Genomic DNA, 24,354 nt, shown 5'->3' with positions numbered 1-24,354 from the left:
ATGCGCGGTTGTAGCTCAGTTGGTTAGAGTACCGGCCTGTCACGCCGGGGGTCGCGGGTTCGAGCCCCGTCAACCGCGCCACTTTCAAAAAGCCCTCGCGCCAGCGGGGGCTTTTGCTTTTCGGGCCCGCCGCAGGGCGGCCGCCCGGCGCGGTCGCGGGGCCTGCTTGCCCCAGGCCCTCCGCTGCCCAGGATCTCCCCCGCCAAACAACTGCGCTTTCCTGCTTGACGCCCTCGCGCGGCTTCGTTACACCCCGCCCATCGCGCGGTTGTAGCTCAGTTGGTTAGAGTACCGGCCTGTCACGCCGGGGGTCGCGGGTTCGAGCCCCGTCAACCGCGCCACTTTTCCCTCCCTCTGGACGCTTCCCCCTTCGTGGCGTATCACGCGCCCAACGGAGGATCTGTGATGCGCGACGAGCTGGATGCGAAAACCCTGATCGACACCATGGGCGTTGCCGCCCGCGCGGCCGCGGCCGAGCTGGCCTATGCCAGCGCCGAGCGCAAACATGCCGCGCTGATCGCGGCGGCCCATGAGGTCGCTGCCCGCAAGGAGGCGATCCTTGCCGCCAATGCCGAAGACTTGGCCTATGGCCGCGACAAGGGGCTTTCGCCCGCGATGATGGACCGGCTGATGCTGGACGAATCCCGTCTTCGCGGCATCGTCGATGGTCTGCGCGCCGTGGCCGAACAGCGCGATCCGGTGGGCGAGGTGATCGCCGAATGGGACCGGCCGACGGGGCTGCACATCCAGCGCATCCGCACGCCTTTGGGCGTCATCGGCGTGATCTACGAATCGCGCCCGAACGTGACGGCCGATGCCGGGGCGCTGTGCCTGAAGGCGGGCAATGCGGTGATCCTGCGCGGCGGCTCGGAAAGCTTCCATTCCTCGCGCGCCATTCACGCCTGCATGGTCGCGGGTCTGAAGGCGGCGAACCTGCCCGAAGCGGCGATCCAGCTTGTCCCCACCCGCGACCGTGCCGCGGTGGCCGAGATGCTGCGCGCCGTGGCCCATATCGACGTGATCGTGCCGCGCGGCGGCAAGGGGCTGGTGGGCCTTGTGCAGGCCGAAGCCCGGGTGCCGGTCTTCGCGCATCTTGAGGGCATCTGCCACATCTACGCCGATGCCGAGGCGGATCTGGAGAAAGCCCGCCGTGTGGTGGTGAACGCCAAGACCCGGCGGACGGGCATTTGCGGCGCGATGGAATGTCTGCTGATCGACCGGGCGTTTTACGCCAAACACGGCGCGGTGCTGATCGAGGATCTGATCGCCAAGGGCGTCGAGATGCGGGTTTCGGCCGATCTGGCGCATATTCCCGGCACCGTTCCCGCGGCAGAGGAGGATTTCGGCCGTGAATTCCTCGACATGATCTGCGCGGCGAAGCTCGTTGACGGGGTCGATGGCGCGATTGCCCATATTCGCCGCTATGGGTCGAGCCACACCGAATCGATCCTGACCGAGAATGACGCCACCGCGGCGCGGTTCTTTGAACGGCTCGATTCGGCGATCCTGATGCGCAATGCCTCCACCCAGTTCGCGGACGGGGGCGAATTCGGCATGGGCGCGGAAATCGGCATCGCGACGGGCAAGCTGCATGCGCGCGGCCCGGTGGGGGCCGAGCAGCTGACCTCGTTCAAATATATCGTGCGCGGCGACGGGACGATCCGCACCTAGGGCCGGGCCTGAGGCTCAGAACCGGATCTCGACGCTGGTCTCGGTCAGCTCCCAAAGGACGCGGCGGCCCTGATGCCCGGCCTCGCGCGGCAACAGCAGGAATTGCACCTGTGCCGGGCTGACCGTGCCAAGGCTGCCCGAAAGCCGCGACCACAGCTCCGGGTCGGGCTTGGTGCGTTTGGCCTGGGCCGCCAGACGCCATTCGCCGTTTTCTTCGGAAATCACCACCTCGCCGCCCCAGGGCAGCGCCGGTTCCAGGCACAGGATCGCCAGGAAGATCAGCTTCACCACCCGCCGCGACTGGTCGCCCGCGCCGAGCCAGTGGTATTTCACCCGCCCCCCGCGCGAGATTTCCTCAAGCACGCCAAGGATTTCCGGCGTGCCGATGCGCTGATCGGCCGAGGCCTGGCCAAAGGCGATGCGGAAGAACTTGATCCGCGCATTCGCCGCCGCGACGCTTTCCGAAATCAGCTGCACCTCGGGGCTGTCGGCAAGCCCCGACATGGCCAGCAGTTCGACCCCGTTGCCGATCGCCCCCAAAGGGCTGATAAGGTCGTGGCAGAGTCGCGAGCCGACAAGCGCCACCAGATCGGCCTCGGAGGGCGCGGTTTCGGACAGGGGCGCGGGGGCAAAAGCGTCATGGGGCATGGAAGGTCTCCCTTTCGGGGGGCGCCGAAGCGAGGGCAGGATGAACGAGTTTCTGGAACCGGGGATGCTGGTGAAAAACCCCCAGGCCCCCGAGTGGGGTCTTGGGCAGGTGCAGTCGCGCGTGGGCGACAAGGTGACGGTCAATTTCGAACATGTCGGCAAACAGGTGATCGACGGGCGACGGGTGCAGCTAGCCCTCGTTATTCCCGACCAAGGTTGATAAAAGGTTAACAGCTTTAGAACTGGTTAACACCTGTCATTCAATTGTGACCGCGGATCGCGGTAGGGTTGCACATCTCCGCCGTCATTGCACCGGAACGCGCGGATGCCTACATCGGAAGAATCAGAAGGCTTTGAGCATGGCGGCAGCACCGCTTTCCTACGAAATCAGATTGGCGCGGGATGCACAGGACATTCGGGCCTCGCAGCGGTTGCGCTATGCCGTTTTCGTCGAGGAACTGGGCGGCGCCGGGCCGTTGATCGACCACGAAAACCGGCTGGAGGCGGATGAATTCGACCCGCTTTACGACCATCTGGTGCTGATCGACGCGGCGAAACCCGAAGAGGATCTGGACCGGGTGGTGGGGGCTTACCGGCTGTTGCGGTCCGACCGGGCGGCCGAGATCGGGCGCTTTTACTGCGATGCGGAATATGACCTGACGCCGCTGCGCGCCTCGGGGCGGCGGCTTTTGGAACTGGGGCGGTCCTGCGTGCATCCCGATCACCGCGGCGGGGCGGCGATGCTGATGCTGTGGAATGCGCTGGCCGATTACGTCCTGGCGCATGAGATCGAGATCCTGTTCGGCGTCGCCTCGTTTCACGGCACCGATGTCGCGGCGCTGCAACAGCCGCTGTCCTGGCTGCACCACCACCACCTCGCCCCCGAGGGGCTGCGCCCGCGCGCGAAGCATTTTCAGCGCATGGATCTGGTGCCCGAAGATGCGCTGGATCGTCGCAGCGCGATGGAGGCGATGCCCAATCTGATCAAGGCCTACCTGCGTCTGGGCGGTTTTGTCGGCGAGGGCGCCTTTGTCGACCGGCCCTTCAACACCACCGATGTCATGTTGCTGATGGATACGCAGGCGATGTCGGAGAAGCACCGGGAATTCTACACGCGACGGGCGGAGGGGCGCGGATGACACGACCGATCTGGATGGGCGACGAGCCGCCCCCCGACAGCCCCCCGACGCTGGCGGGGCGGGGGCGGATGATCCTGCGCGGCGGGCCGATGGCGCTTTTGCTGCTGGCGGGGCTGATCGTGCATCTGGCGGTGCGGCTGGTCGAGCGGCCGCTGCATGGCACGCATCGGCCCTGGACCCCGGCGATCACCACCGTCGTCTGCCGCCTCTGCGTCGTCATCCTCGGCCTGCGCTACAGCGTCCGCGGCCGGCCGATGCAGCATATCGGCGCCGTCGTCGCCAATCACACCGGCTGGCTGGACATCTTCACCCTGAACGCCTGTCAGCAGCTTTACTTCGTCTCCAAGGACGAGGTGGCGCGCTGGCCCTTTGTCGGCTGGCTCGCCCGCGCGACGGGCACCGTCTTCATCCGCCGCGACCCGCGCGAGGCAAAGGCGCAGCAGGCGATCTTCGAAGACCGCATCCGCAACGGCCATCACCTGCTGTTCTTCCCCGAGGGCACCTCGACCGACGGGCTGCAGGTGCTGCCCTTCAAGACGACGCTTTTCGCCGCCTTCTACACCCACGGGCTTGACAAGGTGATGCAGATCCAGCCCGTCACGGTGATCTATACCGCCCCAAAGGGCGAAGATCCGCGGTTTTACGGCTGGTGGCGCGACATGGCCTTTGCCACGCATCTGGCCAAGGTGCTCTCGGCGCCGCGGCAGGGCGCGGTCGAGGTGGTGTTCCATGCGCCGCTTGACGTGTCGGATTTCCCCTCGCGCAAGGATCTGGCGGCGGCCTGCGAGGCGGCGGTGCGCCGCGGGATGGATCAGCGGTCGCGGTAATGGCGCAAGACCGCCAGCCGGATCGCCGTGGCCAGCCCGGTGCCGGGCGCGCGGGCGGCGTCGATCTCGCGCGCGGCCTCGTTGATGCCCAGCCCGCGGGCGGCGGCCAAGTCCTTGAACCCCGACCAGAAATCATCTTCCAGCGAGACCGAGGTGCGGTGCCCGCCCAGCGTCAGCGAATGTTTGCGCGGGGCCTCGCTCACGCCTTCTCCTCGCCGTCGCGGCGATGGGCGTCAAGCGCGGCGCGGGCCTTGGCGGCCTCGGCCTCTTCCCGCTTTTTCTGCGCCTTGGTGCGGCCGAATTTGGCCGCATTGGCATCGGCCGCGGCCTTGGCTTCGGCGCGGGCGGCGGCTTTGCGGAAACGGTTCAGATTGACGATCTCGGCCATGGCCCAGCATCGCATGGCCGCGCGCCGCGTGCAATCCGGGCAGCGATCGCCCGCTTTGCCCGCTTGCCACCGCCATCCACTTGCGCTTGGCTGTGCCAAGGAGGAGCGCCGCCATGACCCTGACCATTGCCCCCGTCACCCCAGCCGACCGTCCCGATTGGGAGGCGCTGTTTCGCGCCTATGCCGCCTTTTACCGGACCGACGCCACCGGCGCCGAGGCCCGGGTCTGGGACTGGATCCAGTCCGACACCGAGCCCTACTGGGCCGATCTTGCCCGCGACGCGGATGGCACGGCGCTGGGCCTTGTGCAATATTCACTGATGCATCGCTCGCTCTCGGGGGGGATGGTTGTCTATCTGAGCGACCTTTTCACCGTGCCGCAGGCGCGCGGCAAAGGGGTCGGCCGGGCGCTGATCGACCATGTCCGCGCCTTCGCCCGGGACCGCGGCTGCAGTTCGCTGCGCTGGCTGACCGCCGAAAACAATGCCCCGGCGCGGGCGCTTTATGACAGCTACGCCCCGGCCTCGGGGTTCATCCTTTACGCCGTCGTCCCCTGAGCCCGGTCCGATCAAAGGGTCGCACCGCACTTGCGAAGGGGCCGGGGGCCGATTATCTGCGAGCCAACCCCTTGCGATTCCTTGCCCGAAGGTCCGTCATGCCGTGCCGTGCTGCCCGTTGTCGACCCCTGCCGGTCCCCGTTTTCGCGGGCCGCCGGAGATGAGCCGCATGTCCGGCCCCGCCGCGCGCGCCCGGGCGAGGGCCGTTGCCGCCCGGTTGCGCCAGCGTCTGGCGCGCAATCCCCGGCCCGAGCGGCTGTCGGAGCTGCTGACGGAGCTGTCCGAAGACAAAAGCCGCGAACGCATCGCGCTCTCGGACCTGCTGGACCGACTGCGCGTCCGCGCCTTCGGCCCGCTTCTGGTGATCTTTTCGCTGCCCAATGTGCTGCCGACGCCGCCCGGCACCTCGGCCGTGCTGGGCCTGCCGCTGATCTTTCTGACCTTTCAGATGCTTGTGGGCGGCCCGCCGTGGTTTCCCGCCTTTGTGGCGAAACGCTCGCTGGCGCGGGCGGATTTCGCGCGCCTGACCGCCGTGCTGGTGCCGCGCCTGTCCCGCGCCGAGCGGTTGCTGAAGCCGCGTCTGGGCTTTCTGTCCTCGAAATGGGCGGAACAGGGGTTGGGGCTGCTGGCGCTGGTGCTGGCGATCATCCTGACGCTGCCGATCCCGCTGGGCAATATCGGCCCAGCCTTCGCGCTGGCGCTGATCGGTCTGGGCCTGTTCGAGCGCGACGGCGTCTGGGTTCTGGCGGGGGTGGCCGCGGGCCTTGTCGCGCTGGCGGTGGTGCATGGGGTGATATGGGCGATGGTCATGGCCGCGATGCATGTTCTTGAAACCTGGTCCTGAAAAAGATGTTCCTTGAAATTGCCATCGTGCTGCTGCTGACCCTGGTGAATGGCGTTCTGGCGATGTCGGAACTGGCCATCGTCTCCTCGCGCACGGCGCGACTGCGGGTTCTGGCCGATCGCGGCAGCCGCGGCGCCCGCATCGCCATGCGTCTGGCCGAGGAACCGGGGCGGTTCCTGTCCTCGGTGCAGATCGGCATCACCGCGGTGGGGGTGCTCTCGGGCGCCTTTTCCGGCGCGACGCTGGGGCTGCGGCTGTCGACCTGGCTTGCGGGGCAGGGGCTGGCGCCCGGTCTGGCCGACACCCTGGGCGTGGGGGGGGTGGTGGTGGCGATCACCTATGCCTCGCTCGTCTTTGGCGAATTGGTGCCGAAACAGATCGCGCTGCGCCGCCCCGAGGCGGTGGCGGTGCGCATCGCGCCGCTTTTGCAGGCGATTGCGCTGATCGCGGCGCCGGTGGTCTGGCTGCTGGATGTGTCGGGGCGGCTGGTTCTGTTCGTGCTGGGCCAGTCGGGCGTGGCCGAAAGCGGCGTCACCGACGAGGAGGTGAAGCTGGTTCTGGCCGAGGCGCAGACCGCAGGCGTGATGGAGGAAGCCGAGACCGAGATGATCGCCGGGGTGATGCGGATCGCCGACCGCACCGCGCGGGGGCTGATGACGCCGCGCCACGAGGTCGAGCTGGTCGATGTGACCGACAGTCCTGCCGCGATCGTCAAGCGCTTCCGCGAGACCCGGCATTCCCGGCTTCCGGTGCGCGACGGCGGCCCCGATGACATCGTGGGCGTGCTGCATGCGCGCGATTTTCTGGAAACCCGCCCGCGCGGCGAGGCGGTGGATCTGCGCGCCCTGATCCTGCCCGCGCCGGTCGTGCGCGACGGCATGTCGGCGCTGGATCTGGTGGAAACCCTGCGCAGCGCCCCGGCGCATGTGGTTCTGGTCTTTGACGAATACGGCCATTTCGAAGGCATCGTGACGCCGATGGACCTGCTGGAGGCGATCACCGGCGATTTCCACGAGGCGGGCACGCCCGAGGAGCCGAAGGTGGTGACCCGCGCCGATGGCTCGCTTCTGGTGGCGGGCTGGATGCCGGCCGACGAATTCGCCGATCATCTGGGGCTGACCCTGCGCGAGGGGCGCGGCTACGAAACGGTGGCGGGTCTGGTGCTGGACGAGATGGGCCGCCTGCCCGAGGTGGGCGCGGTGCTGATGCTGCAGGGCTGGCGGATCGAGGTCGTGGACCTTGACGGGCGGCGCATCGACAAACTTCTGGTCAGCCGCGCCGGTGCCTGACAGCAAAAGGCCCCCGGTCGGGGGCCTTTGTTTTTTGGGGTATTCTTCGCGGGCCGATCACTTCGGCAGGATGCGCACGCCGCCCTTTGCCGCGGAAGACGCGAACATCGCATAGGCCCTCAGCGCGGTCGAGACATGACGCGGACGGGCCGCGGCGGGGGCCCAGGGCAGCGGCCCCTTGGCGGCACGCCGCGCTTCCAGAACATCCTCGGCCACCGCCAGATGGATGGTGCGGTTCGGAATGTCGATCTCGATCACGTCGCCGGTTTCGACCAGACCGATCAGCCCGCCTTCCTCGGCCTCGGGGCTGACATGGCCGATCGAGAGCCCCGAGGTCCCGCCCGAGAAGCGGCCATCGGTCAGCAGGGCGCATTTCTTGCCCAGCCCTTTCGATTTCAGATAGCTCGTCGGGTAAAGCATCTCCTGCATGCCCGGGCCGCCGCGCGGGCCTTCGAAGCGGATCACCACCACCTCGCCCTCGGTGACCTTGCCGGTCAGGATGCCCGAGACCGCATCATCTTGCGATTCAAAGACTTTCGCCGTGCCGGTGAATTTGAGGATCGAGTCGTCCACCCCCGCGGTCTTCACGATGCAGCCGTTTTCCGCGATATTGCCGAAAAGCACCGCCAGACCGCCATCCTTTGAAAACGCATGTTCGGCCGAGCGGATCACCCCTGCGGTGCGGTCGCGGTCCACTTCCTTGTAGCGGTTCCCGGTCGAGAACGCCTCGGTCGTGCGCACGCCGCCGGGCGCGGCGCGGTAGAAAGTGTCAACGGCCGGATCATTCGCCGTCATCACGTCCCATGTCGCGATCGCCTCGCCCATCGAGGCCGCATGCACGGTGCGGGCGTTCAGATGCAGAAGACCCGCCCGGCCCATCTCGCCCAGAATGCCCATGATGCCCCCGGCGCGGTGCACGTCTTCCATGTGCACATCCTGCTTGGCGGGGGCGACCTTGCACAGCACCGGAACCTTGCGGCTGAGCCGGTCGATGTCGTCCATGGTGAAATTCACCTCGCCTTCGTAGGCGATGGCCAGCAGGTGCAGCACCGTATTGGTCGAGCCGCCCATGGCGATATCCAGGCTCATGGCGTTTTCGAACGCCTGACGGGTGGCGATGTCACGTGGCAGAAGGCCCGGTTCGTTGCCCTCGTAATGGCGCTTGGTGATATCGACGATGCGCCGCCCGGCCTCCAGGAACAGCGCCTTGCGGTCGGCATGGGTCGCCAGCATCGAGCCGTTGCCCGGCAGCGCCAGACCCAGCGCCTCGGCCAGACAGTTCATCGAATTCGCGGTGAACATCCCCGAGCAAGAGCCGCAGGTCGGGCAGGCGGCTTTCTCGATCGCCTCCACCTGTTCATCGGTGTAGCTGTCGTCGGCCGCGACCACCATCGCATCGACAAGGTCAAGGTCATGGTCGATCACGTCGGGGCTGATCTTGCCCGCCTCCATCGGCCCGCCCGAGACGAAGATCACCGGGATATTGAGCCGCATCGCCGCCATCATCATGCCCGGCGTGATCTTGTCGCAGTTCGAGATGCAGACCATCGCATCGGCGCAATGGCCGTTGACCATGTATTCGACGCTGTCGGCGATCACCTCGCGCGAGGGGAGGGAATAGAGCATCCCATCATGGCCCATGGCGATGCCGTCGTCGATGGCGATGGTGTTGAATTCCTTGGCGACACCGCCTGCGGCCTCGATTTCGCGGGCGACCATCTGGCCAAGGTCCTTCAGGTGAACGTGCCCCGGCACGAACTGGGTGAAGGAGTTGACGACGGCGATGATCGGCTTGCCGAAGTCGCCATCCGTCATGCCGGTCGCGCGCCAGAGGCCACGCGCCCCCGCCATGTTGCGGCCATGGGTCGATTTGCGGGAACGATAATGCGGCATCTGGCGTCTCCGGGCTGGCTTTGGCTTGCGCCCTTCTAGCGCAGGCAGGGGGGATATGCCAACCCGAAGCCTTGCGGTGCGGGGCAAGTTCCGGGGGGGCGTCCCTTGCCGGGACGATTTGGCCTCGGCCATCGCCGAGGCCATGCGGTTCCTGTCCCCGTATCCGGCCGCGGCCCAAAGGCCGCCGGCCAGCGCCCGCCCCGCCCTCGGCGGGCGCTTCTCGCCCGCCGGGTCGGGCGCCGGCCTCTGTCGTGCTTGGGGCTGGTGGTCTGGTCGCAGCCGGGCGCTGTCGGGCGGGGAAAGGCGGTGCCTTTCCTTCTCCGCCCGAACCCGCCCTTACGACATCAGCTCCACCGCCATCGCCGTCGCCTCGCCGCCGCCGATGCACAGCGTCGCAACCCCGGTTTTCAGCCCGTGCGTCCGCAGCGCCGAAAGCAGCGTCACCAGCACCCGCGCCCCCGAAGCGCCGATCGGATGCCCCAGCGCGCAGGCGCCGCCATGCAGGTTCACCCGCTCATGCGGCAGGTTCAGTGCCGCCATCGCCGCCATCGCCACCACCGCAAAGGCCTCGTTCACCTCGAAGAGATCGACCGCCCGCAGATCCAGATCGAGCTTTTCCGACAGTTTCGTCAGCGCGCCGATGGGGGCTGTCGGGAACAGGTTCGGCGCATCGGCATGGGTCGCATGGCCCAAAACCCGGGCCAAGGGCGTCAGCCCGCGGGCTTCGGCTTCCGACGCGCGCATCAGCACCAGGGCCGCCGCCCCGTCCGAGATCGACGACGAATTCGCCGCCGTCACCGTGCCCCCCGGCCGGAAAGCGGGTTTCAACGTCGCGATCTTGTCCATCCGCGCCTTGCTGGGCTGCTCGTCGGTATCGACCCGGACCTCGGTCTTGCCCGAAATCACCACCGGCGCGATTTCCGCGGTGAAATGCCCCGCCGCAATCGCCGCCTGCGCCCGGGTCAGCGAGGCAATCGCATAGGCATCCTGCGCGTCGCGGCTGAACCCCATCGTCTCGGCGCAATCCTCGGCAAAGGTGCCCATCAACCGGCCGCGGTCATAGGCATCTTCCAGCCCGTCAAGGAACATGTGATCAAGCACCTGCCCATGGCCCAGCCGCAGCCCGCCGCGGGCTTTGGGCAACAGATAGGGGGCATTCGTCATGCTCTCCATCCCGCCCGCCAGCACCACCCGCGCGGACCCGGCCAGCAGAAGGTCATGGCCAAGCATCGCCGCCTTCATGCCCGAACCGCACATCTTGTTGATCGTTGTCGCCCCTGCCGCAAGCGGTAGCCCGGCCTTCAGCGCCGCCTGCCGGGCCGGGGCCTGGCCTTGACCGGCGGGCAGGACGCAGCCCATCAGTACCTCGTCCACCTCCTCGGCGGGCACACCCGCGCGCCAAAGCGCCTCGCCAAGCGCCACCGCGCCGAGATCGGCGGCGCTCAGGTCCGAAAACGCGCCCTGAAAGCCCCCCATCGGCGTGCGGGCCATCCCCACGATCACCACCGGATCCATTCTCTCCCCCCTCATTTCGCGGCCATTCGCAAAGCGCCATCCAGCCGCAGCACTTCGCCGTTCAGCATCTGGTTTTCGCAGATATGGCGCACCAGCGCCGCATATTCCGCGGGGTCCCCCAGCCGGTTCGGGAAGGGGACCGAGGCGCCCAGACTGTCCTGCACCTCCTGCGGCAGCCCCGCCATCATCGGCGTGCGGAAAATGCCGGGCGCCACCGTCACCACGCGGATGCCGTGCCGGGCGAGTTCCCGCGCCGCAGGCAGGGTCAGCGCCGCGACGCCGCCTTTGGACGCCGCATAGGCCGCCTGTCCGATCTGCCCGTCGAAGGCCGCGATCGAGGCGGTGTTGACGATCACCCCCCGCTCGCCGCCCGGGCCGGGGGCATTGCCCGCCATCGCCTCGGCCGCCAGACGCAGCATGTTGAACGTGCCCACAAGGTTCACCGTCACCGCCCGGGCGAAACTGTCCAGCCGGTGCGGCCCCTCGCGGCCGAGGATCTTTTCGCCCGGCGCGATGCCCGCGCAATTCACCAGCGCATCGAGCCGCCCGAAGACCGAGACCGCGAGGTCGATGGCGGCCCTGCCGTCCTCCTCCTGCGCCACATCGGCCCGGCAAAACCGCGCCGCGGCGCCCAGATCCGAGACCATCGCCATGCCCGCTTCGGCGTTCAGATCGACGATCACCACCTTGCCGCCCGCGTCCACGACCATCCGCGCGACCGCCGCCCCCAGCCCCGAGCCGCCGCCGGTGACCAGAAAGACCCTGTCTGAAATCTGCATCCTCGCCTCCCTTTCCCTGACGTCAAATCCTATCGGCCGGGGGGGCTCTGGCAACGGCAAAGGCGGAACATCCTGCGGTTGCGACGCAACGGAATTTGCGGCGTTGACGGGGGGCAGGGGGCTTGGCAAGACAGGGGAAAGGAGAGCCCGATGAGCACAGCCACCCCCGCCACCCGCGCGCTTGAGGCCGCCAAGGTGGCCTTCGAGCGGATCGAATACGATTACGTCGCCGGGCAGGACAAGATCGGCCTGCATGCCGCCGCGGCGATTGGTGCGGACCCCGCCGAGGTGCTGAAGACGCTGATGGTCGAGGTCAATGGCAAGCCCGCCTGCGCGGTGATCCCGTCGGATTGCACGCTGTCGATGAAGAAGGTGGCGGCGGCTTTCGGCGCCAAGGCGGCGGCGATGATGCCGCCTGAGAAGGCCGAGCGGCTGACCGGCTTTCACACCGGCGGGATTTCGCCTTTCGGGCAAAAGAAGCGGGTGCCGGTGGCCTTCGAGGCCGCGGCGCTGGGCGCGGCGCGGATCGTGGTCAATGGCGGCAAGCGCGGGCTGATGGTGCGGCTGGCGCCTGCCGATGCGCTGGCGGTGTCGGGCGGCGTGGCGCAGGGGCTGGTGGCCGAGGGCTAGGCGTCCCGCCGCCCGCCGCCGCCGCGGAAAACCCCGGCCGCGTCGCAGTTTCGCCGGATTTGGCTGAAAAGGTGGTAAACAGTGTTGAAGCTTCGGACCGCCAGGAAAGACATGCCGCGCCTGATCCCCCTTGCCCTTGCCCTGATCGGCCTTCTGGCCCTTGCCCCGATGGCGCAGGCCGACACCCCGGCCCGCAAGGCGCTGGGTTTTGGCCATTTTCTGAACAATGACGCGCTGGGCGATGGCCGGGACCGCTGGCAGAGCGGGTCCTATACGATGTCCTGGCTGCGCGGGCCGGGCTGGTCGGGCAGCCTGCCCCGCCAGCCCTTCGAGATCCTTGAATACCGGCTGAGCGGCGCGGTGATCGCCCCTTCGCGGCTGCAAAGCCTGCGCGGCGACCGGCGCTATGTCGGCAAATCGTCGCTGTCGATCCACACCCCCTTTGCCCTTGGCGCCGGCACCGAGGCCGATCTGGGCTTCGGTCTGGTCTGGACCGGCCCCGCGAACGGGATTTCGGATCTGCAGCGGGCGCTGCATGACCTGCTGGGCGAGCCCCGGCCGCGCGCCGCCCAGACGCAACTGCCCAATCACATCTATCCGATGGTCAGCGCCGAAATCGCCCGGCCGATGGCGCTGGGGCGGGCCGAGTTGCGCCCCTTTGTCGAAGCGCGGGCGGGCGATGAAAAGCTTGTGCGTCTGGGCGCCGATCTGGCCTTCGGGCAGCGCGAAAGCGGCGCGCTGTGGCGGCGCGACGAGATCACCGGGCAGCGCTATGTCGGCATCGGCGGCACGGGCGGCGACGGCACCGCCTTCGTGATCGGGGCCGATGTCGCGCATGTCTTCGACAGCGTTTATCTGCCCGCCGACTGGGGCGCCGCACCGGAGCCGACCCGCACCCGCCTGCGCGCCGGGGTTTCGACACGGCTTGGCCGGGTCGGGCTGTTTTACGGCCTCACCTGGCTCTCGCCCGAATTCATCGGCCAGTCCGAAGGGCAGATGGTGGGCTCCCTGCGGTTGCGGCTGCGATTCTGAGTCGAAAAGGCCCCTGATTCCGGTTTCCTTGATCTGTGTCAAAAAGGGGGATTCACAAGCCGAATCACCCATGTTAGTTTTGCCTTAATCAAGGATCAGAAGATCCATGCATCGAGGCAGGACATACAGGCAATGAAGCCGGGCTATCTGGGCACCTTCGTGATATCGTGGGACCAGACCGAGATCGACGGCGCATTTGCGGCCCCGGTCGACAGCCTTGCGACCGGGGCGTGCTGGCGCTGGCACGGCGAGGCCTTGCGGGTCGATGGCCCGGCCGACGTGCTGGTGCTGACCGGCGCCGAGGGCAGCGAGGCGCTGCGCCAACGCGCTGCCCGGGTGGTGCGCCGATTGCTGGGCGTCGCGATCAAGGGCGGCGACAGCGCCGCCTTTCGCGCCAGTGCCGATCTGCCCGACCTTCCCGATCAAAGCTTTGTCGTGACCGACGGCATCCGGGCCTATACCATCACGCTGGTCGAACTGCCCGAGGCCCGCGCGCGTCTTTTGATGTTTGCGGGCCGGATGCCGCCGCGCGACACCGATCTGTGGCTGGTCGAAAGCCGCGTCGATCCGCGCCCGGACAGCCAGCGCCATCTGCCGGAGCCCGGGGTGATCTGTTTCACCCCCGGAACCCTGATCGACACGCCCGCCGGTCCGCGCCCGGTCGAGATGCTGCGGCCCGGCGAGAAGGTGCTGACCCGCGATGACGGCCCGCAGGAGCTTTTGTGGATCGGATCGCGGCGGATGAGCGGCGCCCGGCTTTACGCGCTGCCGCATCTGCGCCCGGTTCGGTTCGGGGCGGGGGCGCTTGGCCTGATCCGCCCCGGGGCGGATCTGCTGGTGTCGCCGCAGCACCGGCTGTTGATCCGCGGCCCCGCGGCGCGGGCGCTGTTCAACGAGCCCGAGGTGCTGGTGCAGGCGATGGATCTGGTGGGCCATGGCGCGGTGCGGGTCGAGACCCGCCTGCCCGAGGTGACCTATCTGCATCTTTTGTTCGCGCGTCATCAGGTGATCCGGGCGAACGGGGTCGAGACCGAAAGCTTCCACCCCGCCGCGACCGAGATCGGGAGCCTCGCCGAAGATCAGCGGCGGGCGCTGGCGCGGGTTTTCCCGGGCCTTGAGGCCGATCCGATGCGCTATGGCCCCTTTGCGCGGCGGCTGCTGAGCGCCTCGGAAGCGGCGATCCTGTGCCACGATCTGGCGGCTTGACGCAAGGTCACCGTTCCGTCAGCTTCAGCTCGATGCGGCGGTTCTGCGCCCGGGCCTCGGGGCTTGTGCCCGCCGCCACCGGGCGGAATTCGCCAAAACCCGCCGCGGCCAGCCGCTTCGGCGCAAAGCCCTGCGCCTCGATCAGATATTTCACCACCGAAAGCGCGCGCGCCTGCGACAGCTCCCAGTTGTCCTTGAACGCGCCCTGACCCGACAGCGGCGTGTCATCGGTGAAGCCGTCCACCTCCAGCACCCAGTCGATTTCTGGCGGGATCTCGGATGCCAATTCGCGGAAGGTCTCGGCCACACGGGAAATCTGCGCCTGCCCCTCGGGCGACAGATCGGCCGAGCCGGGTTGAAACAGCACCTCGGATGAAAACACGAAGCGGTCGCCCACCACCCGCACGCCTGCGCGCCCCTCCAGCAGTTGCGACATCCGGCCGAAGAATTCCGAGCGATAGCGCGCCAGATCCTGCGCCTCGGCTTCGGCCTTCTTGCGCGCCTCCTCCTCCAGCGCGGCGCGGCGTTTCTGCTCTGCCGCCACCTGCGCAAGCGCCGTGTTGAGCTGGCTTCCCAGCGCCTCGACCTGCACCTTGGCTTCCGTATCCCGGGCCTTGGCCGCGTCCAGAACCGCCTGCAGATCCGCCAGCTGTCCGCGCAAAGCCGCCACCTGCTGATTGAGCAGCGCGACCTGTTCCGCCTTGCGATCGCTTTCCGCCCGCGTCTCGGCCAGCGTCTTTTCCGCCACGGCCTGCAGCGCCGCCTGTTTCTCCGCCGCGCTCAGCTGCTGATCCAGCTTGCCCTGCAGATCCTTTTGCGCCGCCTCGGCCGCGGCCAGCAGCGTCAGCGTTTCTTCGGCCTTTTGGCGGGCCGCATCAAGCTGCAACCGCGCCGCCGCCAAAGCCGTGTCCGAGGTTTTCAGATCACCCTGCAGGCCCGCGATCACCGCTTCCTGCGCCGTCTTGTCGGCCAAAAGCCCCGCCACTTGCGCCTCGAAGGCGGTGATCCGCGCCCCCGCCGCCTGCAGCCGCCCGGTCAGCGCCTCGGTCTGCGCCTGTTCCAAGGAAAGCGCCTGCGCCAGCCCCGCGACCTGCGCGGACAGCGCGTCCAGCTCGTGATCCTTCGTGGTGATCGTGTCGCGCAACATGGATTGCACGATCATGAAGATCGACAGCACGAAGATCAGCACCATCAGCAGCGCGCCCATCGCATCGACGAAGCCGGGCCAGACCGTGCTGGAAAAGCGTTGCCCGCGACGGCTGGACAGCGCCATCTCAGCCCTCCCCGCCGCGGGCGCGGGCCAGAAGCGCCCGCGTCAAGGCCGCGAAATCATTGCGGATATCGGCCATGCTCTCCTGCCGCCCGGCAGAGACTTCCTCCAGCATCCGCGACATCTGCAGGTCGATCGAGCGCAGCCGCATCCGCATTTCCGCATCGACATCCATCTCGGCATGGCGGTCGGCGGCGCTTTGTTCGGCCAGCCGGTCCAGCGCCGCGATCAGCCGCTCCTGCCCCTCGGCCATCTGCGCCAGGGCCTCGGCCTGTCCGGCGCGGCTCTCGACCTCGGCCCCCAGCCTTTGCGCCAGATCGGCAAAGCCCTGCGTCAGCTGCGCAAGCCGCGTCTCGGTCTGGCTGCGGGCCTGTTCGGCGCGAATGAACAGCGTCTGCAGCGCGTCCATCTGCTCGGCCATGTGGTCAAGCACCCCCGCCACGGCCGAAGCCTCGCCCGCGCCTTCGGTCTCGGCGGTGGCGAAGCTCAGCCGGGTGATCGAGGAAATCCAATCCTCCAGCTCGCCGTAAAAACGGTTCTGCCCATGCGTCACGAAGAGTTCCAGCAAGCCCACGACCAGCGACCCCGCAAGCCCCAGCAGCGACGAGGAAAAGGCCGTGCCCATGCCACCCAGCTGGCCTTCGAGCCCGGTCATCAGCCGCGAAAAGACCGCTGTGGCGGGCTCTCCCTCTTGCGGGGCCAGCGCGCGGATGGTGTCGACGACGCCCGGAACGGTGGTGGCAAGGCCGTAGAACGTGCCCAGAAGACCCAGAAAAATCAGCAGGTTCGACAGGTAGCGGGTGATGTCGCGGGCCTCGTCGATGCGCGCGGCGACCGATTCGAGGATCGAACGGGCGGCGGTGGTGGCGATGGTCCGGCTGGCGCCGCCCCGGCCCAGAAGCGCGGCCAAGGGCACCAGCATTTGCGGCGGGCGATAGAGCGGCCGGCCGGGGCGGTCGGCGGTGAAGCTTTCGATCCAGCTGACGGCTTTCACCAGCTGCGCCACCTGCCAGAAGCAGCCCAGCACGCCCAGCACGAAGACCCCGCCGATCAGCCCGTTCAGCCAGGGATTGCTTTGAAAGATCGGATAGATGCGGGCATAAGCGAAGAACCCGCCCGTGCCGACAAGGACCAGCACCGCCAGCATCGAGACGATCTGTCGGACGGGTTGCGAAAACTGCGGGGGCTGGACCCGGGCCGGTGCGCGCATGTTCTGCCTCTTTGCTCGTTGCTGCGAGGATAGGCCGCGTTGACCCCCCTGCCAAGCCTCAAGCCGGAAGCACACGCACCCGTGCGGCCAGCGCCTCCAGATCCGGATCGGCAAGGCCGAGGCTGGCCAGATGCGCGGCAGTGTTGAACAGGTATTCGCGGTTCGGACCGCGCGCGCCATGGGCCCGGGCGATGGTCTGTGCCTGCGCCTCGGGATCAAGGGTGCAATATTGCGGCCCGGCCCGGTCGATCACATAGGTGATCGCCGTGACCTGCCGCCCGTCGGAGAGCGTCACCGGCAGCGCGCGTTCCAGATAGGCGTCGGAAATCAGCTCGCGGGCGCGGATCTCGGCCAGCACCCGCTCCGCCTCGGCCGTGGCCACCCGCAGCGCCAGGCCCAGACAATGGGCGCCCGCGGCCGCATCCAGCGCCAGCACCAGACCCGGCGCCGCGGGCGTGCCGCGGAAATGGATCGAATACATGCAAAAGCTGCGATGCCAGCCCTCCAGCCGGGCCGGAACCGCCTCGGCCGGGGTAAAACCGGGGTCCCAGATCAGCGATCCGTAGCCGAAAATCCAAAGCGCCTCGGGCATGGCTGGCCCTCCTTTCCGACCGGGGATAAAAGGAAGGTCGATGGTTGGGAAGGGGTTGCGATGCGGTTTTGGGTTTGGGGCGCGGTTCTGGCGGGCGGGCTGGCGCTGGCCGATTGGGGCGCGGGGCAGGGGATGGCGGCCTGGCTGCGCGGGGCGGTTGCGGGCTCTGAAACGGTCGGGGCCGCGGCGATCGAAGCCACGGGCTTTCCCGCCCGGATCGGTGTGCGGATCGAGGCGCCGCGCTGGGACCCGGCGGGCCTGCCGGGCGTTGCGCTGGATCAGGCGCAGGTGACGGCGCCGGTCTGGAACCCGCTGTCCTGGCGGCTTGATCTGCCGCTGCCGCAACGGATCCGCTGGCAGGGCCTGCCCTTCGAGATGACGGGAAAGACGGCGGCGCTGCAGCTCGATCTCAGCCCCGGCCGCGATCTGCCGCTGGCCGGGGTCGCGCTGCGGATGGACAGCCCGGCGCTGCGGATCGAGGCGGCCAAGGCCCCCTCGCTCGCCGCCGAAAGCGTGGTGCTGTCGCTGCTGCCGACGGCCGATCCGCGCGCCTATCGGCTGAGCGGCAAGATCGCCGCCCCGGCGCTGCCGCCCGGCCTTGCCGCCGCGCTCAGCCGTCAGGCGGGGCTTGCCCGTCCCTTGCCCGACCGGCTTGACGCGTTGGCGCTGGAGGCCGGGGTGGAATACGCGCAACCGCTGGCGCTGCTTGCCACCGCGCCCGCCGCGCTGACGGCGCTGGATCTGCGCCGGGCCGACTTGCTCTGGGGCGGCCACCGGATCGGCCTCTCCGGCCGTCTGGCCGTCACCCCCGCGGGCTGGCCCGAGGGCACGCTGACGATTGCGCTGTCCGATTTTCCGGTCTGGCTCGATCTGGGCCTTGCGGCGGGGCTGATCCCGGCCGAACGCGGGGCGATGCTGGAAGCCATGGGCGATTATCTGGCGCAGCAAAGCCCGGACGGATCGGTGCGGCTGCCGCTGTCCTTCGCCAACGGCCGGATGAGCCTTGCCGCGATCCCGCTTGGCCCCGCGCCGCGCCTTCAGCGGCAGTAACTGCCCGAGCGGTAGCGCTTCGTGTCCACATGGATGTGGTCCTGATGGTAGCGGTCGGCCTTGGGCCCCAGCACCGTGCCGAAGGGACCGCAGGCCGCGGCATGGATCGCCTTGAGGATGCGCGGCTGACTTTTCCAGCCCGTCTTCACATCAAGGCTCTGGCCGTTCTTCAGCACCAGCCCCATCAGGTCGATCGCCTTGCCGCGGCCGTGTTCCGACAGTTTCGCACCGCGCTGGTTGTTGCGCGGACGGCAGACATAGCCCGGGCCCACATCCAGTTTCGCGATGCCACCGCCCTTGCCGCCCACCGCGGGAACGATGCCGCGATCGACCCAGCGCTTGAAGGCGGTGGCGGTCTCGCAATCGACGGTCATCGGCTGCGACAGCCTGATGCCGGAAACCGAGGTGATCCGGACCGGCTCGGCGATGCCGCAGCCCGAACCGCGCCCGCCATTGCCGATCGGCGCCACCTTCTGCCCGATCAGCCCGGGCACGCCGCAGACCGCGCCGCGCTGGCTCTGCTCCGGTTGCGGCGCGGGGGGCCGGTGTCTTGTCTTCGGGGGCGTTGCGTTTGCGCGGGGCGCCGAAAAGCCGCGACAGCACCCCGCCCGGCGGCGGTTTCGGCGCGGCTGCGGCAACGGGGGCCTCTGCGGGGGCCGCAACGGCGGGGGGCGGGGTGGCCCCCAGCCCCTCGGGACGGGGGAGCGGACGGATTTCGGCCAGGCGCGGATCGGCAGAGATGGCGGCATCGGTCTCGGTCGCCATCCCGGGCGGGGGAAACCCGACCAGCCCCTCTGGGCGCGGTTTCGGGCGGACCCCGGCAAGGCGCGGATCGGCCGGGGGCAGGGGGGCGGCTTCGGGCAAGGGGGCGGTTGGGGGCAGGGGGGCGGCCGCAGCGCCCGCGGAAGGCAGCACCACCCCGCCCGGGGTCGCCTCGGGTCTGGGCCGCGGGGTCGGGGCGGGGGGCCGACGCGGTCTCGGTCTCGGCCGCCGGGGCCGACGGGCGGGGCAGGGGCCGGGGCGAGGTCTTCAGGGTTTCGGCCGCAACGGGACCGCACGCCAGCGCCAGGATCAGCGCCAGCGCAAGGCTCCGATGGCGGCGCATCAGCGCGTCTCCGCCTTCGGCGGCGGCACGCGGCCGAAATCGGGGGCGGCGGTGTCCTGACCGGCTTCGATGATGCCGCGGCGGATCGCCCGGGTCTCGGTGAAATAGTCGAACAGCATCTGCCCATCCCCCATGCGGATGGCGCGTTGCAGCATGAACAGTTCCTCGGTGAAGCGGCCCAGAATGTCGAGCGTCGCTTCCTTGTTGGTCAGGAACACGTCGCGCCACATCGTCGGGTCGGACGCCGCGATGCGGGTGAAATCGCGAAAGCCCGAGGCGGAGTATTTGATCACCTCTTCCTGCGTCACCCGGCGCAGATGGTCGGCGACGCCCACCATCGTATAGGCGATCAGGTGCGGCGTATGCGAGACGACGGCCAGAACCAGATCGTGCCGGGCCACCTCCATCTCGTCGACATTGGCGCCCATTGCAGTCAGGAACCCCTTCAGCCGGGTCACGGCGGCCGGGTCGTTGCCCTCAAGCGGCGTCAGCAGCCACCAGCGGTTGACGAAAAGCGTCGCAAAACCGGACCGCGGCCCGGAATGTTCGGTCCCCGCCAAAGGGTGACCGGGGATGAACTGCACATGTTCGGGCATGTGCGGGGCCACGGCTTCGATTACCGCCTGCTTGACCGAGCCGACATCGGTCACGGTGGCGCCGGGCGCCAGATGGGGCGCGATCTCGGCGGCAATCGCCGCCATCGCCCCCACCGGCACGCAAAGCACCACCAGATCGGCGCCCTTGACCGCTTCGGCGGCAGTGTCGAAGACCCGGTCGCACAGGCCGATGTCCAGCGCCGTCGCCCGGGTCTCGGCGGATTTCGCATGGCCGACGATCTCGCCCGCCAGACCCTTTTCACGCATCGCATGCGCCATCGAGGAGGCAATCAGCCCCAGCCCGATCAGGGCGACGCGCTTGTAGTGTGTCATGCGGAAGCGCCCGCCTTGAACAGACCGATCATATGCGCCACGCGCCGGCACGAGGGCTCGTCGCCCACCGTGATGCGCAGGCAATGCGGCAGGCCGTAACTCGCCACGCGCCGCACGATCAGCCCGTCCTTTTTCAGGAATTCGTCGCAGGCCTCGGCCTCGGCTTCCGAACCGAACCGCGCCAGCACGAAATTCGCCATCGAGGTGTCGTTGGGCACCCCGCGTTCGGCCAGAGCCTCGGACAGCCAATGCCGCAGACGTGCGTTTTCCGACCGCGACTGGGCGACCCAGTCCTGATCGCGCACCGCCGCCTCGGCCGTTTCCAGCTGCGAGGTCGAGAGGTTGAACGGATCGCGGATGCGGTTGAGCACGTCGATGATGTCTTTCGGGCCATAGCCCCAGCCGATGCGCAGCCCACCCAACCCGTAGATCTTGGAAAAGGTGCGCGTCATCATCACGTTGGGCAGACGGGTGGCAAGATCGGCGCCGCCGTCATAGCCCTCGACATATTCCGCATAGGCGCTGTCGATGATCAGCATCGCCTGTTTCGGAATCCCCGCCGCCAGCCGTTCCAGTTCCGCCAGACCGACCATCGTGCCGGTCGGGTTGTTCGGATTGGCGATGAAGACAAGCTTCGTCTTCTTCCCGCAGGCCTTCAGGATCGCATCCACATCCAGCGTGCGTTCGCGTTCGGGCACCGAAACCGGCGTCGCCCCCGCGCCCAAAGCCGCGATGCGATACATCAGGAAGCCGTGTTCGCTGTGCACCACCTCGTCCTTCGGCCCGGCATAGGCATTGACGATCATGCGGATGATTTCATCCGAGCCGACGCCGCAGATGATCCGCGCAGGGTCAAGCCCGTGCACGTCGCCAATCGCCTGACGCAAAGCGGCATGGTCGGTGGAAGGGTAGCGGTGCAGCTTGTGCACGGTGCGCGAAAACGCCTCCTTGGCGCGGTCCGAGGCGCCATGCGGGTTCTCGTTCGAGCTGAGCTTGATCGCATCGGTGATGCCGGCCACATGCGAGGCGCCGCCCTCGTAAAGGGCGATGTCGAGGATGCCGGGCTGGGGGCGGATCGGGTCTGTCATGCTGAGGTCCTTGTCCTGGATGCCTCAATAGCGGCGCGAAAGCCGCATGGGAAGCGCTGTTTCGGCGCCAAACCCGCCTGTGACCGCGAGTGATGCCCTCAGACCGCAGCGCCGATGCGGATTTTAGGAAAATTTTAGCGGATACGCGCGATATTGCCCTCTCCTCCGCCGTTTGGTGCCACATTCGGGGCCTCAAAGATGAGCGGTCAGTTAATATGAGAAGGTCCGACATGAATAGTCAACTTCGCAACGGCATGTTTGCGGCTGTCATCTGCGGTCTGGGTCTGCTTTCGGCGGGATCCGCCGCGGCGGGCGATCTGCGCGCCGCCTTTCACACCCTGCCCGAAGAGACCCGCGTCGCCGTGCAGGCCGAACTGGCCGAGGTCGATCTCTATCTGGCCGATCCCGATGGCCGCTGGAGTGCGGCGACCGAACGGGCGGTGCTGCGCTCGGTCGAGACGATCGCGCTGAATTCCGGGGACCGGGTGCATCCGCGGCTGACCAGCCCCGGGGCGATGCGGCACTATCTGGAGAAACTGGCGGACGGCGCCTATGGCACCTATCTGCGGCGCGGGGATTTCTCGGGCGGCAGCGCGGTCCTGCGCGGCGTGAACCTTGGCGGTTGAGCCGAGGGGCCAAACCGGCCCGACCACTGATCCGGACAGCAAAAGGCCGCCCCGAAGGGCGGCCATTCGTTTGGGGCATGAAGAACCGGATCAGTTCTTCGCGTAGAATTCGACGACCAGGTTCGGTTCCATGTGCACCGGATAGGGCACGTCGCTGAGGCCCGGGGTGCGCACGAAGGTCGCGGTCATTTTCGAATGGTCGACTTCGAGGTAATCCGGCACGTCGCGCTCGCCCGACTGGGCGGCTTCGAGGACGATCGCCAGTTGCTTCGAACGGTCACGGACGGCGATCACGTCGCCTTCCTTGACGCGGTAGGAGGCGATGTTGACGCGGGCGCCGTTCACGGTGACGTGGCCGTGGTTCACGAATTGACGCGCGGCGAAGATCGTCGGCACGAATTTGGCGCGGTAGACGATGGCGTCCAGACGGCGCTCGAGCAGGCCGATCAGGTTTTCGCCGGTGTCGCCCTTGACCCGTTCGGCCTCGGTGTAGATCTTGCGGAATTGCTTTTCGGTCAGATCGCCGTAGTAGCCCTTGAGCTTCTGCTTGGCGCGCAGCTGGGTGCCGAAATCCGACAGCTTGTTCTTGCGGCGCTGGCCGTGCTGGCCCGGACCGTAGTCACGCTTGTTCAGCGGCGACTTGGCGCGGCCCCAGATGTTTTCGCCCATGCGGCGGTCGATCTTGTACTTGGCAGCGGTGCGTTTGGTCATCGCTGATCTCCTTCTTGACTGTGAAGGGCGTTGTCCTTTCCCTCCCCTTGCGGTTTGGGCGACAGGCTTCCCCTTGCGGGGTCCACCAACACCAATGAAAGCCCCGGCAAGCGTCGCCGCTGCCGGGATGGGGGGCTTATACAGAGGCCGCGGCCAGAGTCAACGCCCCCGGCGCCGCTTTCGTGGGTCAAGGCGCGGCAAGGGTGACGGAGACCGTCTTGCGGCCGATCTCGGCGCCGTCGCGGCTGTGGGTGACACTGGCCTCGTAGCGGCCGGGGGCGAAGCCACCCGCGGGGGCGCGCTTGCCCGCGTAGCGGAAGAACAGCGCCTGCGGTTTTTCAAGCGTCTCGTCATGCGAAAAGGCAAAGCCCCCGGGGCCGGTGATGGTCAGTCTCACCACGTCGCCCGCGCGGCTGTCATAGCCGTAAAGCCAAAGCACAAGCGCCCCGGCCGTGGCGGGCAGGGTGTCTTGCGGGGCCAGACCGGCCTTCACCGCATCGAAAGCGGGCGGGGTATCGGTCAGCGCCGCCTGCAACAGGCCGCCGCCGACATAGCCGGGCGGGTCCTGCCAGAGCGTGCGGCCGGGCGCGGGACCGCAGGCGGCCGCGGGGTCGGGCTGGAACGGGTCGATGTCGACGCCGTCGTGGCGCAGGGCCAGATGCAGATGCGGGAATTCCGCCTTGCCCGACATGCCGACCTGGCCAAGCCTCGTGCCTGCGGCGACCTTCGTGCCCGGCTGCACCGCAACCGAGCCCTGTTTCAGATGGCAATATTGCGTCTGCCAGCCGCCGCCATGGTCGATCAGCACGCCATTGCCGCATTCCTTGTCCTGGACGCTGGCCCCGGCGGCAAAGGCGCCATCCGTCTCGCCGTCGCGGACGGCCCGGACACGGCCCGGCGCGGCGGCCAGCACCTCGACGCCCGCCGCCATTGCGGCCAAGGTCGGCAAGGCGAAATCGGTGCCGTCATGGCCCTGATAGGTCGCGGTGCCGCAGCCGAAATCGCGCAGCGCCGGACCGGGGTCGTGATCGAGGTAATGCTGGATGTAACAGGTCTCGCCCAGGGTGCAGGCGATCGGCTGTTTCAGCACGATATCCTGCGCCCGGACGGCGCCGGGCAGGGTGGCGAGGCCAAGGGCGAGCGCCAGAAAGACGGCGCGGCGGTCGGACTGGCGAAGAGAGACGAGAGGCATCGCAATTTCTCCGCGAAGAAGAACAGGCGCCCCCGAGGGAGCGCCTGAAAAGCGTAGCACAGCGATGTTGACCCGGTCACGCGTCCTTGGGCGCGCTTCCCCGCATGTGAGCGGTAGCGCCGATCCGCCGCGGCCGAAGCTCAGCCCGCGGCCAAAGCTCAGC

Annotated in this window: 26 protein-coding genes and 2 tRNA genes; 14 read left to right on the top strand and 14 right to left on the bottom strand. The window is 68.1% G+C overall.

Annotated features, from left to right (window positions below):
* Positions 1-4 precede the first annotated feature (4 nt).
* The 3 genes from ACTTAG_RS15640 (at position 5) to ACTTAG_RS15630 (ending at position 1,671) form a co-directional block, all read left to right on the top strand.
* A tRNA-Asp gene (locus tag ACTTAG_RS15640) sits at positions 5-81 on the top strand.
* Positions 82-264: 183 nt separating this feature from the next.
* Positions 265-341 (top strand) — tRNA-Asp (locus ACTTAG_RS15635).
* Positions 342-405: 64 nt separating this feature from the next.
* A complete protein-coding gene (locus tag ACTTAG_RS15630) occupies positions 406-1,671 on the top strand; it encodes a glutamate-5-semialdehyde dehydrogenase (RefSeq protein ID WP_444463137.1) in 1,266 nt (421 codons plus the stop codon).
* A gap of 15 nt (positions 1,672-1,686) precedes the next feature.
* On the opposite strand, the gene ACTTAG_RS15625 is transcribed toward ACTTAG_RS15630, so the two are convergent.
* Positions 1,687-2,319, bottom strand: a complete 633-nt coding sequence (locus ACTTAG_RS15625) for a histidine phosphotransferase family protein (RefSeq protein WP_444463136.1) — start codon at positions 2,317-2,319, stop codon at positions 1,687-1,689.
* Between the two features lie 40 nt (positions 2,320-2,359).
* On the opposite strand from ACTTAG_RS15625, the gene ACTTAG_RS15620 reads away from it, so the two are divergent.
* From ACTTAG_RS15620 to ACTTAG_RS15610, 3 genes are all read left to right on the top strand, one after another.
* On the top strand, positions 2,360-2,539 hold the full coding sequence (locus ACTTAG_RS15620) for a DUF3553 domain-containing protein (RefSeq protein WP_444463135.1): 180 nt from the start codon (positions 2,360-2,362) through the stop codon (positions 2,537-2,539).
* 139 nt (positions 2,540-2,678) lie between these two features.
* Positions 2,679-3,458, top strand: a complete 780-nt coding sequence (locus tag ACTTAG_RS15615) for a GNAT family N-acetyltransferase (RefSeq protein WP_444463134.1) — start codon at positions 2,679-2,681, stop codon at positions 3,456-3,458.
* A complete protein-coding gene (locus ACTTAG_RS15610) occupies positions 3,455-4,285 on the top strand; it encodes a lysophospholipid acyltransferase family protein (RefSeq protein ID WP_444463133.1) in 831 nt (276 codons plus the stop codon). The genes ACTTAG_RS15615 and ACTTAG_RS15610 overlap by 4 nt, the downstream gene beginning before the upstream one ends.
* On the opposite strand, the gene ACTTAG_RS15605 is transcribed toward ACTTAG_RS15610, so the two are convergent.
* The gene (locus tag ACTTAG_RS15605; RefSeq protein WP_444463132.1) at positions 4,270-4,488 is read right to left on the bottom strand and encodes a ribbon-helix-helix domain-containing protein; all 219 of its coding nucleotides are present in this window, start codon (positions 4,486-4,488) and stop codon (positions 4,270-4,272) included. The genes ACTTAG_RS15610 and ACTTAG_RS15605 overlap by 16 nt on opposite strands.
* Positions 4,485-4,673 (bottom strand): DUF4169 family protein, encoded by a 189-nt coding sequence (locus ACTTAG_RS15600; RefSeq protein ID WP_444463131.1) that lies wholly within the window; start codon positions 4,671-4,673, stop codon positions 4,485-4,487. The genes ACTTAG_RS15605 and ACTTAG_RS15600 overlap by 4 nt, the downstream gene beginning before the upstream one ends.
* Before the next feature lie 113 nt (positions 4,674-4,786).
* On the opposite strand from ACTTAG_RS15600, the gene ACTTAG_RS15595 reads away from it, so the two are divergent.
* The 3 genes from ACTTAG_RS15595 to ACTTAG_RS15585 all read left to right on the top strand — a co-directional run bounded on the left by ACTTAG_RS15595 (position 4,787) and on the right by ACTTAG_RS15585 (position 7,363).
* Positions 4,787-5,230 (top strand): GNAT family N-acetyltransferase, encoded by a 444-nt coding sequence (locus ACTTAG_RS15595; protein ID WP_444463130.1) that lies wholly within the window; start codon positions 4,787-4,789, stop codon positions 5,228-5,230.
* 169 nt (positions 5,231-5,399) lie between these two features.
* Positions 5,400-6,074, top strand: a complete 675-nt coding sequence (locus ACTTAG_RS15590; RefSeq protein ID WP_444463129.1) for an exopolysaccharide biosynthesis protein — start codon at positions 5,400-5,402, stop codon at positions 6,072-6,074.
* A 5-nt stretch (positions 6,075-6,079) separates the two neighbouring features.
* The gene (locus tag ACTTAG_RS15585) at positions 6,080-7,363 is read left to right on the top strand and encodes a hemolysin family protein (protein ID WP_444463128.1); all 1,284 of its coding nucleotides are present in this window, start codon (positions 6,080-6,082) and stop codon (positions 7,361-7,363) included.
* Between the two features lie 57 nt (positions 7,364-7,420).
* Here ACTTAG_RS15585 and ilvD read toward each other — a convergent pair whose 3' ends face one another.
* The 3 genes from ilvD to ACTTAG_RS15570 form a co-directional block, all read right to left on the bottom strand.
* Positions 7,421-9,256, bottom strand: coding sequence for a dihydroxy-acid dehydratase (gene ilvD / locus ACTTAG_RS15580; RefSeq protein WP_444463127.1), 1,836 nt, complete (start codon positions 9,254-9,256; stop codon positions 7,421-7,423).
* A 336-nt stretch (positions 9,257-9,592) separates the two neighbouring features.
* Entirely contained in the window at positions 9,593-10,771 is a 1,179-nt protein-coding gene (locus ACTTAG_RS15575; protein ID WP_444463126.1) for an acetyl-CoA C-acyltransferase, read from the bottom strand.
* A gap of 11 nt (positions 10,772-10,782) precedes the next feature.
* Positions 10,783-11,550: a 3-hydroxyacyl-CoA dehydrogenase gene (locus ACTTAG_RS15570; protein ID WP_444463125.1), complete on the bottom strand. Its 768-nt coding sequence runs from the start codon at positions 11,548-11,550 to the stop codon at positions 10,783-10,785.
* 150 nt (positions 11,551-11,700) lie between these two features.
* Between ACTTAG_RS15570 and ybaK the strand changes: the two genes are divergently transcribed.
* The 3 genes from ybaK (at position 11,701) to ACTTAG_RS15555 (ending at position 14,418) form a co-directional block, all read left to right on the top strand.
* A complete protein-coding gene (gene ybaK, locus ACTTAG_RS15565) occupies positions 11,701-12,180 on the top strand; it encodes a Cys-tRNA(Pro) deacylase (RefSeq protein ID WP_444463124.1) in 480 nt (159 codons plus the stop codon).
* A gap of 111 nt (positions 12,181-12,291) precedes the next feature.
* The gene (locus ACTTAG_RS15560) at positions 12,292-13,212 is read left to right on the top strand and encodes a lipid A-modifier LpxR family protein (protein ID WP_444463123.1); all 921 of its coding nucleotides are present in this window, start codon (positions 12,292-12,294) and stop codon (positions 13,210-13,212) included.
* 132 nt (positions 13,213-13,344) lie between these two features.
* Positions 13,345-14,418, top strand: coding sequence for a Hint domain-containing protein (locus ACTTAG_RS15555; RefSeq protein ID WP_444463122.1), 1,074 nt, complete (start codon positions 13,345-13,347; stop codon positions 14,416-14,418).
* A gap of 7 nt (positions 14,419-14,425) precedes the next feature.
* Here the strand turns inward: ACTTAG_RS15555 and ACTTAG_RS15550 are convergent, their stop codons facing one another.
* The 3 genes from ACTTAG_RS15550 to ACTTAG_RS15540 are packed head-to-tail and all read right to left on the bottom strand — an operon-like array spanning position 14,426 to position 17,490.
* Positions 14,426-15,691, bottom strand: a complete 1,266-nt coding sequence (locus ACTTAG_RS15550; RefSeq protein ID WP_444463121.1) for a peptidoglycan -binding protein — start codon at positions 15,689-15,691, stop codon at positions 14,426-14,428.
* Between the two features lies 1 nt (position 15,692).
* The gene (locus ACTTAG_RS15545) at positions 15,693-16,898 is read right to left on the bottom strand and encodes a biopolymer transporter ExbB (protein WP_444463120.1); all 1,206 of its coding nucleotides are present in this window, start codon (positions 16,896-16,898) and stop codon (positions 15,693-15,695) included.
* A 58-nt stretch (positions 16,899-16,956) separates the two neighbouring features.
* Positions 16,957-17,490 carry a gamma-glutamylcyclotransferase gene (locus tag ACTTAG_RS15540; protein ID WP_444463119.1) on the bottom strand — a complete coding sequence of 178 codons (534 nt, stop codon included), beginning with the start codon at positions 17,488-17,490 and terminating at the stop codon, positions 16,957-16,959.
* Positions 17,491-17,550: 60 nt separating this feature from the next.
* Between ACTTAG_RS15540 and ACTTAG_RS15535 the strand changes: the two genes are divergently transcribed.
* Positions 17,551-18,540 carry a DUF2125 domain-containing protein gene (locus tag ACTTAG_RS15535; RefSeq protein WP_444463118.1) on the top strand — a complete coding sequence of 330 codons (990 nt, stop codon included), beginning with the start codon at positions 17,551-17,553 and terminating at the stop codon, positions 18,538-18,540.
* Here the strand turns inward: ACTTAG_RS15535 and ACTTAG_RS15530 are convergent.
* The 3 genes from ACTTAG_RS15530 to hisC all read right to left on the bottom strand — a co-directional run bounded on the left by ACTTAG_RS15530 (position 18,528) and on the right by hisC (position 21,662).
* The gene (locus tag ACTTAG_RS15530; protein WP_444463117.1) at positions 18,528-19,034 is read right to left on the bottom strand and encodes an extensin-like domain-containing protein; all 507 of its coding nucleotides are present in this window, start codon (positions 19,032-19,034) and stop codon (positions 18,528-18,530) included. The genes ACTTAG_RS15535 and ACTTAG_RS15530 overlap by 13 nt on opposite strands.
* Before the next feature lie 610 nt (positions 19,035-19,644).
* On the bottom strand, positions 19,645-20,574 hold the full coding sequence (locus ACTTAG_RS15525) for a prephenate/arogenate dehydrogenase family protein (protein WP_444463116.1): 930 nt from the start codon (positions 20,572-20,574) through the stop codon (positions 19,645-19,647).
* The gene (hisC, locus tag ACTTAG_RS15520; RefSeq protein ID WP_444463115.1) at positions 20,571-21,662 is read right to left on the bottom strand and encodes a histidinol-phosphate transaminase; all 1,092 of its coding nucleotides are present in this window, start codon (positions 21,660-21,662) and stop codon (positions 20,571-20,573) included. Before hisC ends, ACTTAG_RS15525 begins: the two co-directional genes overlap by 4 nt.
* A 230-nt stretch (positions 21,663-21,892) precedes the next feature.
* Here hisC and ACTTAG_RS15515 point away from each other — a divergent pair, with 230 nt between their 5' ends.
* The gene (locus tag ACTTAG_RS15515; protein WP_444463114.1) at positions 21,893-22,288 is read left to right on the top strand and encodes a hypothetical protein; all 396 of its coding nucleotides are present in this window, start codon (positions 21,893-21,895) and stop codon (positions 22,286-22,288) included.
* A gap of 90 nt (positions 22,289-22,378) precedes the next feature.
* Here the strand turns inward: ACTTAG_RS15515 and rpsD are convergent, their stop codons facing one another.
* Positions 22,379-22,999, bottom strand: a complete 621-nt coding sequence (gene rpsD / locus ACTTAG_RS15510) for a 30S ribosomal protein S4 (RefSeq protein ID WP_444463113.1) — start codon at positions 22,997-22,999, stop codon at positions 22,379-22,381.
* A gap of 187 nt (positions 23,000-23,186) precedes the next feature.
* Entirely contained in the window at positions 23,187-24,191 is a 1,005-nt protein-coding gene (locus ACTTAG_RS15505) for a M23 family metallopeptidase (RefSeq protein WP_444463112.1), read from the bottom strand.
* Positions 24,192-24,354: the final 163 nt, after the last annotated feature.

The organism is Rhodobacter capsulatus, from assembly GCF_052363185.1.
Classification (GTDB): Bacteria; Pseudomonadota; Alphaproteobacteria; order Rhodobacterales; family Rhodobacteraceae; genus Rhodobacter; species Rhodobacter capsulatus_E.
The sequence above is the reverse complement of the archived record's forward strand: the minus strand, read 5'-3'. Positions and strand labels throughout refer to the sequence as shown.